We start from the raw sequence: 8,880 nt of genomic DNA, 5'->3' as shown, positions 1-8,880 counted from the left end.
AGTTGAATCCTGTCGAGGAGTGCTGGAGACAACTGCAAGCGGCTCTCAGCAACCGCTTTTTCGACTCACTCGACGAGCTAACAACGGCGATCGACACTGCTCTCGAGGAACTGTCTCTTCCCAAAGTGAGTAATTACTTCTAAAGTTTACTATAGTAAATTCGTCCAGCCGCTCGTTCCGACGCTTGAGTTCCCGCTCCCGACGCTTCTGTTCGTTGATATCGCGGGTAGCACCGACGATCCGGTCTACATCACCGTCCACTTCGACCGGGCTGATATGTGTTTTCCAGTAAACACGCCCGTCGCCGGTTGGTGAATCCCTGTTCGGGACTTGCTCCTCGACGAGCGTCTCCTCGTAGCTGAGTGACTCCCCGGTTTCGACACACTGCCGATACTTATCCTCGATCTTCCGTCCACGCGCCTCGCCGAAGAGTTCCTGCGGTGTCTTTCCCCGGAGCTCGTCGTTCGAGAGCCCGGTTGCCGACTCGAACGCCTGGTTCACTCGCTTGACGACGAACTCGTCATCGGAGTGCTCGATGATGAACAGCATATCTTGCGTATTCTCGAACAACGCCTCAGACTGCTCGAGGGTTTCAAGTCGCTCCTTTCGGTTCGTGATGTCCTGTACATACCCGCGCACTACCTCCGTCTCCTGCTGCTGGACACGATGACCCTGTGCAGTGACCCACCGCTGTTCCCCATCGGCTTTGATCACCCGCACGTCCATCTTGTACGGCTCACCGGCTCCGATACACTCCCGGAACCGTGTTTTGAGTCGATCCCTGTCCTCCGGATGATAAAACTCAAACGCCTCATCCAACCGGAGCTCCGATTCGGGATCAAGACCGTAGATTCGGAGTTCGCCAGCAGTGTGTGTTACCTTGTCCTCCTCCGGGTCGTATTCCCACGCACCGATTTCAGCCAGTTGCTCCATCTCAGACAACAGATCTCGGGCCCGTTCCAGCTCCTGTTCGCGTTGTTTGCGCCCGGTAACGTCACGGGCCACTATAGCCACAGCTTTGTTCACGCCCTCGCCTACGGAACGCTGACTGGTCGACACACGTGAAAACTGGTGTTCGTAAACCGATTCCGAACCGCCAGCAGCCACTGTCAGTTCGACTGGATCCGGCTTCTCGCTCTTGCGGTCGCTGAGGGCCGTAGTAAGCGCCTGTTCGAACTCTGCGACGCCAGTTCGGTCGACAGTGTACTGTTCGACGAGCGGTATAATGGGTTCGCGGTCAACCTCCCCGGCTGTGAGGCCGACGTTGTCGAGGGACTGTTCGTTCGCGTACACGATCCGCCGGTCCTGATCTACTACAAAAACTGCGTCGTTGATGCTCTCTAGTAAATCCCTGTACTGACTGAGCTGTTGTTCGCGTTGTTTGTGCTCGGTAATATCGGAAACTGCGCCTCTAACCTCTGTCACCCCACCGTTGGTAATGACGGGGCTCATCGTGATATCCAGATGCCGGTGGCTGTCGTCAGCAGCGTGCAACCGGCACGTACACTCCATCTGCCTCTGTGCTCGGATGACGGTGTCCATCGCTGCACGAACCTCGTCCCTGTTATCAGGATAGCAAAGGTCTAGAAACCGCTTAGAGGGCATCCGCCGGCACTCTGTCCCCAAGAGATCGCGTGCCCCGGGGCTCAACAGCAGCTCACCGGTGGCAACATCGAGTTCCCAACCCCCGGTGTCGCCAGCAGAGTCAGTGAGACGCATCAACTCCTCCTGCCTCTCAGCTCGTCGTGCCTCACGCCGCGCCTGAACGGCATTTTTTATGCGATTGGCCAGCAGTTCATACTGTTCGGTGCCGCTTCGCTTCTGTAGATAGTCGGTGACACCGGCAGAGATAGCGTCACTGGCGAGTTCCTCACTACCTTTGCCAGTAAAAAGTATAAACGGGAGATCCGTGTGTCCCTCTCGAACGGTTCGCAGGAATTCGAGTCCATCCGTGCCCGGCATATTGTAGTCCGAGACGACGCAATCCGGGGGGCAATCAGTGAGGCGTTGCAACCCTTCGTCGGCACTGGTGGCAGTCTCGACGGTGAGCCGGTCCTCGCGTTCGAGAAACGTCTTGGTCACCTCAGCAAAGTCCGGTTCATCGTCGACGTGGAGCACTCGAATCCGTGATCGATCGCTGAAGGACATGACGCGGTGTTAGCCGGAGGTTACCGGGGATGTCATTAAAACCGTTGTGGCGATATTCACACTGGAAAGTAAGTGTGCTGTCATCTTGCGTCCATCCTCTGTATCGATCAGGTCGATACTGTCGGCTCTGGAGTATTTCATCAAGCGCTCGCCCGTCACTCACCCGAGCCGTAGGAGTGCCCTTCGGACGGCGGCGAGCACCGACTCGACATCAGCGAGCGGTACCTCGGCGTTCAGATCATTCCCGAGCCGTTCGAGTCGCGCCTGCCGGCGGGCCGCGTAGTCGGCGAGCCCAAGCGCCGGCGGATCCGTCCGGCCGACCAGCTCCGCCGCCAGCGCCGCTGCATCCTCAACGGCCAGCGTCGTCCCGGTTGCGGTGAGCCGGTGGCGGGCGTGGGCCGCATCCCCGACGAGGGCCACCCGGTCCTCGACCCAGCAGTCCGTCCGGTAGTGGAAGTCGTCACCCCACCACGCCGTCTCGAGATCGACCCCCTCAAGCGCCGCCGGGAAACACCAGTCGATGTCGGGCAACTTAGCGGCGAGGGCGGCCGCATCACTCCAGGCCTGCCCGGGCACCGTCGTCGGGATCGTGATCCACCCTGCGACCCGGTCACCGACCGGAACGGCCCGGAACACGGTCCCGTCCTCGGTCCACACCTCGGTCGCCTCTTCGAGACTGGTGCCGTGGACGAGCGGGAGGGCCACGCTCGTGGTCCCGCGGAACGCCGGATCCGACCCACCGTAGCAGGTCGCGTGTGCGCGAGTGCACACCGTCCACGCCGACGACGATGTCGAACTGCTCCTGGACGCCGTTCGCGAACTCGACCGCGACGCCGCCACGTCCCACCCCGAGCGACCGGAGTGTGAGTCCCGTACGGAGGATGTCGTCCGGCAGTCGCTCGCACAACCGGAATCGCAGCTGGCCGTTCATCACCGTGACGAACCCGAACGCGCCGTCGGCATTCAGGCGAGTCACCACCGTCCCGTCCGGGCAGCGTCGCGTCCACGTGTGCACCTCCTGTCCCGTCTCGCGGACTTCGTGTCCGAGCCGCGCCAGCAGCGTCACGGCGTCGGGCCAGAGGGTGACGGGCCCCCGCGGGGCTTCCAGCCGCTCACCCAGTTCGACCACGACCGGGTCTACCCCGGCACGGTCGAGGAACCCGGCGAGCGAGAGGGCACCGACAGTATCGCCGACGATCAGAACCTAGATGTCACTGGCACTCGGCACGGCACTCACCTCGGGCCCATACCCCACAGTGTCCACCGTGGCGTCGCTCGTGCAGAGGCACAACTGGCCGTTGCGACCGTTCGGGAGTCGGAGGGGACTGGGAACGTCGGGACAGGCAGGCGGATGCGGGTTCGGACGGTCAGTCGTGACAGCGTCAGATACGCCGCCGTTCGTGACGTCTTCCGAGTGGGCCCTTGACATGGTGTTCGCTATACCACACGATCTCTCCATACTGATGCCTACGCACGTAGCGCCGACACGACAGGTCGGCTATATGTATAGTTGAACCCGCCTGCGGACCCGCTCCGCCCCTCGACAGTCCCAGCACCGGACGGACCGATACCGTCTGTCGGTGGGTTCACGACGGCTTCGACCGTCCGCCCGAGTTCACGCCACGGTCGTAGATACTGGGTCTAATCTACTACCCCGAGGACGGTATCCAACCGCCTGCTCCGGTGACGTCTCGTGACCGGTAGACGCCCTGTGTCCGAGACGAGAGGGGGTGTTCCGCTCCGTGACACCGCCCGGGTTCCCGGTCGTCGTATCCGGCGTGCATCGTTTAGGCGGTGCCGCCGGTTCTCGTCTCCGAACCGAGAACCCGATGGATGGCCGAGACTCGCCCTCCCCTCCGTATCGCACAGACACGAGTATCCGTCGGTTGACCTGATGAGAAGAGGAGTGGACCGGTTGTCCGTCCGACCTCCCGGTCCGGGCGCTACGACTCCTCGCGGACGATCTCGTAGTCGAAGTTCGCCGTGTTCTTCGGGAGGATCCGGGCCGTCCAGTCGCCGGACTCGGGAGCCTCGACACGGTAGACGAACTCCGTGTCACCGCCATCGCTGGCGTAGGTGCCCTGGGTGCGGGCACCGGGACGGCGGCGCTCGCCGAGATCGACGTTACCGGAGTCGGTGACCTGAAGCCGCTCCGGTTCGGTAGTGGAGCCGTCCGGCGCCCGCTTCAGGTAGCAGTTGTGGACGGTGTCCCTGTCCTCGTAGAACGACTCGAAGGACGGGTTCGCGGGGTCGCTCACGTCGAAGAGACTGATGCCCCGGACGCCACCGTTGTGCGCGAGCGCGGCCACGTCGCCGGCGACGTCGACGTCCGGCGTGTCCTCCGCGTCCTCACCCTCCGCCCGGCCCGCGACGAGCGGGGTGGTCGGGTCGTTGATGTTGACGGTCGTGATGGAGCCCTGGGAGGTGGCGTACGCCCAGTTGCCCCGCGCGACGACCTCGTTGATTCCCGGCACCGGCGCCGTGCCGACGAGGCTGTAGTTCTCGAACCGGTCGTACTCCGCGCTGGCGGTCCCCGACACGAGGCCCGCGCCGAGTACCGCCCCGCCTGCCGCTCGAAGGAAGTCGCGTCTGTCGAACATGGGTGGTGGTAGCGACGGTCTGGTCGCCCTGTACCCGGGGCTCATGCTCCTGTAAAGAGGGGGTTGTGACAGATGCATCCAGAGGGAGGCCGGTCACCGACGCTCCCGGTCATCCCCGCTCCGCGACCCGGTGGCCCCCGGCAGCGGTCTGGTACCGGCCGAGCGAAGCGGCCGTGGGTTTAATCGGTATCCGTCGTAGGAACGGGTAGACCAGCGGGGCGGCGACGCGGGGACGGCGTACCTTCCCGGATGCGCGCCACAGCGGCCGTGACCGTCGCGGCCACGACGACCGGCGGCCGACGTCCCGTGAACACACCATGACATCGGACTCGCACTCCACCTCGACGGGCACCGACGACCCCATCCAGTTCGTCCTCGTGAGCGGCTTTCTCGGGGCGGGAAAGACCACCTCGCTGAAGGCGATGGGTGAGACGCTGACCCGACGCGGCTACACGGTCGGGATGATCACCAACGACCAGGCCGAGGGGCTGGTCGATACCTCCATCCTCGACGACGCCGGCGGCGAGGTCGAGGAGATCCCCGGGGGCTGCTTCTGCTGTAACTTCGACGACCTGCTGAACGCCGCCGAGTCCATCGTCGCTCGGGACGCCGACGTGCTGCTGTGCGAGCCGGTCGGCAGCTGCACCGACCTCGTCGCCACGGTCGTCAACCCGCTGCGGTCGATGTACGCGGCTGAGTTCTCGGTCGCGCCGCTGACGACGGTGCTCGACCCGGACCGCGTCCGGTCGTACGTCAGCGACGAGGACGCCGCGCTCCCGGAGGAGGTGCGCTACATCTTCCGTCAGCAGGTCGACGAGGCCGACCTCGTGGTGCTCAACAAGACGGACACGCTGCCCGACGACGAGGTGGACGAGCTGGTCGCCGGCCTGGAGGGGCGCGTGGGGGACCGACCGGTCCTTCCGGTGTCGGCGCTCGAACGCGAGGGGCTCGACGAGTGGCTCTCGCTCGTCGTCGACGGCGTCGACCTGGCCGATGTCGACGACATCGGCGCGAGCCTCGACGTCGATATCGACCTCGACGACGGCGCGCTCGCCCCGGAGGGCCGCGCGCTCACCGACATCGACTACGACACGTACGCCGAGGGGGAGGCCCGGCTGGGCTGGGTCAACATGACCATCGACATCGAGGGGTCGCTCCCGACCGACCGGTTCCGGCGGGTGCTGATGGAGCAGCTCCAGTCGACGCTCGACGAGCACGACATCGAGACAGCCCACCTGAAGTTCTCCGTCGCGGCCGACGGGAATCTCTGTCACGCGAACCTGACCGCGACTGACGGCGACCCGGGCTACGACGGCGCCGACCTCGGGACCGTCGAGGGCGCACAACTGGTGCTCAACGCCCGCGCGGTTGGTGACCCCGACCGCATCAGGGGGCACGCCGTCGATGCCGTCTGGGTCGCCGCGGCGCGGACGGACGTCGACGTCGAGGTGGCCGGGAGCCAGGCGTTCCGGCCGGCGTACCCCGAACCCGTCCACCGGATGGACGAGGGGCCCGACGCCCGGACGGTCGAGGAGTCGGAGTAGGTCTCAGAACGAGTCCACGACCGGAATCCCAGCCGTCTCGAAGTCGGTCATCGCCGCGAGTTTGTCGCTGACGTCCGCCAGCCCGACCGTCTCGCCCACGACGGCGCCGGGGTCGATCTTGTCGGTCGCGACCATCCGGAAGATCTCGTCGTAGCGCGTCGGCGGCAGCCCCAGCGACCCGACGAACTCGATCTCCTGCATCACCATCAGGTCCGAGGGGATGGACAGGTCGCCCCCTTCGGCCGCGCTCGTCAGCCCGATCTGGACGTGGGTACCCCGTTTGCCCAGCCCCAGGATGGAGTTGCGGCAGGTCTCCTCGATACCGAGCGCGTCGATCGAGACGTTGCAGCCGCCGTCGGTGAGGCCCTTTATCTCGCGGGGGACCCGCTCGGTCTCGGCGGCGTTGAGCGTCTCGGTCGCCCCGAGGTCGGCCGCCCGTGCGAGCTTGTCGTCGTCGAGGTCGACCGCGACGACGTTCGCGCCGAGCGCGTCGGCGATGTGGACCGCCGAAAGGCCGACGCCGCCGCAGCCGTGGACCGCCACCCAGTCGCCCGCCGCGACGGGCGCCCGGTGGGCCAGCCCGTGGAACGCGGTCATGAACCGGCAGCCCAGCCCCGCCATGTCCGTCGAGGTGACGCTCTCGGGGAGGTGGACGATGTTGTGGTCGGCGTGGGGGACGTGGACGAGTTCGGCGAACGCGCCGGGGGCGCTCTCGACGAACCCGAGCGCCTGCGTGTTGTCACAGGTGTTCCCGTGACCGGTGCGGCACTCCTCGCAGGTCCCGTCGCCGAGGGTAAAGGGGATGGCGACGTGGTCGCCCTCGCGGACCCGCTCGACCTCGGGCCCGACCTCGACCACGTGGCCGGCGGGCTCGTGGCCGAGTATCTGCCCCGGCGACGTCTCGAGGCCGAGCCAGCCCCACTCACCCTGCCAGCCGTGCCAGTCCGACCGGCAGATGCCACAGGCCCCGACCTCGACCACGACGCCCCCGGGGTCGGGCGAGGGCGCCTCGACCTCGGTCACGTCGAGCGGCTCGCCGTGCTCGCGGAGTACTGCTGCACGCATGCCACCACGCTCGGTTGTCAGTGGGAAAGCCGTTCGGGTGCCGCGCGCGGCCGCCACGGCGCGCCCGACCGGAACCGCCGGGTCCCGGGCGGGTCACCCGCTCCCGTCCCGCCCGCCTCCGTCGCTTCGGTCCGTGCCATGCCCGCCCGTGTCGCGTGGGGCCTTCGCGACTCCCCCGGAGATCACCGGGGTAGCCGTCGACGGCCGCCCGGTCGTCGAGTACGGTGGCCGGCACAACGGCCATACGTCGGCCGCACGTACCCCGGATATGGACCCCTTCTCGATGGTCGCGGCCGAGGAGGAGCAGGACCACGCCGGGGCCGACCTCGCCGAGGGGGTCGGCTCGCTTGACGACGGGACCTTCCGGGACTTCATCGTCGCACTGCTCCTGGCCCAGGGCGGGCTGTTCGCCGCGAGCCTGGGGCTCATGCTCTGGCACTTCCGCGGTCAGGGGCTCCTCGGCGGGGGGCTACTCGCCGCCGGGGCGGTCGCCCTGGTGGTCACCGCCGTCATCGTCGTGCGGTACGAGCGGGCGTAGCGCCCCCGGCCGTGACCGCGGCCATCGCTCGCCCCCCGCCGCCGACCCTTGCCGCGAATGCCCGCCGAACTCCGCCGTGACGCGTCGCCGGCCGCCGAGGTCGGTCGCCGTCCCGACGCCGCTGCTACCGGTCGGGGCCGCCGCCCCCGTCAGCGCGGCGGCCGTCGTGACCGCCGCGTCCGCCGACGCACGGATCACCGTGCGTGCCGCTATCGTGAGTGCGCGTCCCAACCCTGACATTCGTCCCCACGGTCGGACCCGAGTGTCATAGATAACCATGTCGCCTCGTGGTCTCGACGCCCCGCCGGCCGGCGGTTCGTCCCACTACGGCCCCAGCGCGAGACCGGTCGCCGCGACGGCCGCGATCACCAGCGCCACCACGAGGAGCACGAACAGCGCTAACAGCCCCTTCTGGATGTCGTGCACGACCTCAAGCAGGGGCCCGGAGCATAAAACGGCGTTCGGAGTTCTCCGGCCGCGAGAACGCCGCTCGGCGGTCAGTCCGCCGTCTCGTACATCGGCCGCGGGGCCACGACGTCGCGGGCGTGGAACCAGTCGGCGTCTACGGGGAGCGCCGCCGAGCAGCGCCCACACCCCAGCCCCGTCGGCCCCGCCTCGACGAACCGGTCGGCGCCGGCGAGACACCAGGGGCAGACGAGTTCCTCCCCGGCGGCCCCGCCGGCACGGCCGTCCGTCGACGCCGGCCGGTCCCCCGTGACCGCTCCGTCGTCGGGCCCCGCCTCGTCGTCGAACGTGCTCAGGGTCGCCTGGTCCTCTGCCATCGACTGTTCGTGCGGCCGAGGGCGGCTTAACCCTCCCGGGACGGTCGGGGGCGTCGACGGGGTGCGGGCCCCCGACCCGGTCGTCGGCCGTCCCCGCATTCGTCGCGGATAAGTCGATAACACCCGGGACAACGGGAGAAACGTCTCGTTTCGTTTCGAAAACGTACGGTATCGGACGAACGGACGAATCGACAACGAAACGA

7 protein-coding genes and 2 pseudogenes are annotated in these 8,880 nt (G+C 66.8%); 4 read left to right on the top strand and 5 right to left on the bottom strand.

The annotated features are described in order from the left end of the window. A pseudogene (locus tag DP107_RS20855) lies at positions 1-143 on the top strand (IS630 family transposase); the annotation flags it as partial. Positions 144-198: 55 nt separating this feature from the next. Here the strand turns inward: DP107_RS20855 and DP107_RS14570 are convergent. Both DP107_RS14570 and DP107_RS14565 read right to left on the bottom strand, forming a co-directional pair. Continuing rightward, positions 199-2,148 (bottom strand): annotated as a pseudogene (locus DP107_RS14570) (PAS domain S-box protein); the annotation flags it as partial. A 159-nt stretch (positions 2,149-2,307) separates the two neighbouring features. Beyond that, the gene (locus tag DP107_RS14565; RefSeq protein ID WP_202877417.1) at positions 2,308-2,919 is read right to left on the bottom strand and encodes an FAD-dependent monooxygenase; all 612 of its coding nucleotides are present in this window, start codon (positions 2,917-2,919) and stop codon (positions 2,308-2,310) included. A gap of 238 nt (positions 2,920-3,157) precedes the next feature. Between DP107_RS14565 and DP107_RS14560 the strand changes: the two genes are divergently transcribed. Further along, the gene (locus tag DP107_RS14560; RefSeq protein ID WP_185977332.1) at positions 3,158-3,574 is read left to right on the top strand and encodes a hypothetical protein; all 417 of its coding nucleotides are present in this window, start codon (positions 3,158-3,160) and stop codon (positions 3,572-3,574) included. Positions 3,575-4,091: 517 nt separating this feature from the next. On the opposite strand, the gene DP107_RS14555 is transcribed toward DP107_RS14560, so the two are convergent. Further along, positions 4,092-4,748 carry an LVIVD repeat-containing protein gene (locus tag DP107_RS14555; RefSeq protein ID WP_144262862.1) on the bottom strand — a complete coding sequence of 219 codons (657 nt, stop codon included), beginning with the start codon at positions 4,746-4,748 and terminating at the stop codon, positions 4,092-4,094. Positions 4,749-5,065: 317 nt separating this feature from the next. Between DP107_RS14555 and DP107_RS14550 the strand changes: the two genes are divergently transcribed. Then, positions 5,066-6,292 carry a GTP-binding protein gene (locus DP107_RS14550; RefSeq protein ID WP_144262861.1) on the top strand — a complete coding sequence of 409 codons (1,227 nt, stop codon included), beginning with the start codon at positions 5,066-5,068 and terminating at the stop codon, positions 6,290-6,292. 3 nt (positions 6,293-6,295) lie between these two features. Here the strand turns inward: DP107_RS14550 and DP107_RS14545 are convergent, their stop codons facing one another. Continuing rightward, positions 6,296-7,357 carry a zinc-dependent alcohol dehydrogenase family protein gene (locus DP107_RS14545; protein WP_144262860.1) on the bottom strand — a complete coding sequence of 354 codons (1,062 nt, stop codon included), beginning with the start codon at positions 7,355-7,357 and terminating at the stop codon, positions 6,296-6,298. Positions 7,358-7,625: 268 nt separating this feature from the next. Here DP107_RS14545 and DP107_RS14540 point away from each other — a divergent pair, with 268 nt between their 5' ends. Then, the gene (locus tag DP107_RS14540) at positions 7,626-7,895 is read left to right on the top strand and encodes a DUF7322 domain-containing protein (protein WP_144262859.1); all 270 of its coding nucleotides are present in this window, start codon (positions 7,626-7,628) and stop codon (positions 7,893-7,895) included. A gap of 497 nt (positions 7,896-8,392) precedes the next feature. On the opposite strand, the gene DP107_RS14535 is transcribed toward DP107_RS14540, so the two are convergent. Continuing rightward, a complete protein-coding gene (locus DP107_RS14535) occupies positions 8,393-8,677 on the bottom strand; it encodes a hypothetical protein (RefSeq protein ID WP_144262858.1) in 285 nt (94 codons plus the stop codon). Positions 8,678-8,880 lie beyond the last annotated feature (203 nt).

The organism is Haloglomus irregulare (assembly GCF_007421925.1).
GTDB classification, from domain to species: Archaea; Halobacteriota; Halobacteria; order Halobacteriales; family Haloarculaceae; genus Haloglomus; species Haloglomus irregulare.
This window is presented reverse-complemented; position numbering and strand designations above follow the sequence as displayed.

Bases quoted from the DNA above. Each gene is read 5' to 3' on its own strand.
- DP107_RS14555 (WP_144262862.1), bottom strand. From the start codon at position 4,748: ATGTTCGACAGACGCGACTTCCTTCGAGCGGCAGGCGGGGCGGTACTC.
- DP107_RS14550 (WP_144262861.1), top strand. From the start codon at position 5,066: ATGACATCGGACTCGCACTCCACCTCGACGGGCACCGACGACCCCATC.
- DP107_RS14545 (WP_144262860.1), bottom strand. From the start codon at position 7,357: ATGCGTGCAGCAGTACTCCGCGAGCACGGCGAGCCGCTCGACGTGACC.
- DP107_RS14540 (WP_144262859.1), top strand. From the start codon at position 7,626: ATGGACCCCTTCTCGATGGTCGCGGCCGAGGAGGAGCAGGACCACGCC.
- DP107_RS14535 (WP_144262858.1), bottom strand. From the start codon at position 8,677: ATGGCAGAGGACCAGGCGACCCTGAGCACGTTCGACGACGAGGCGGGG.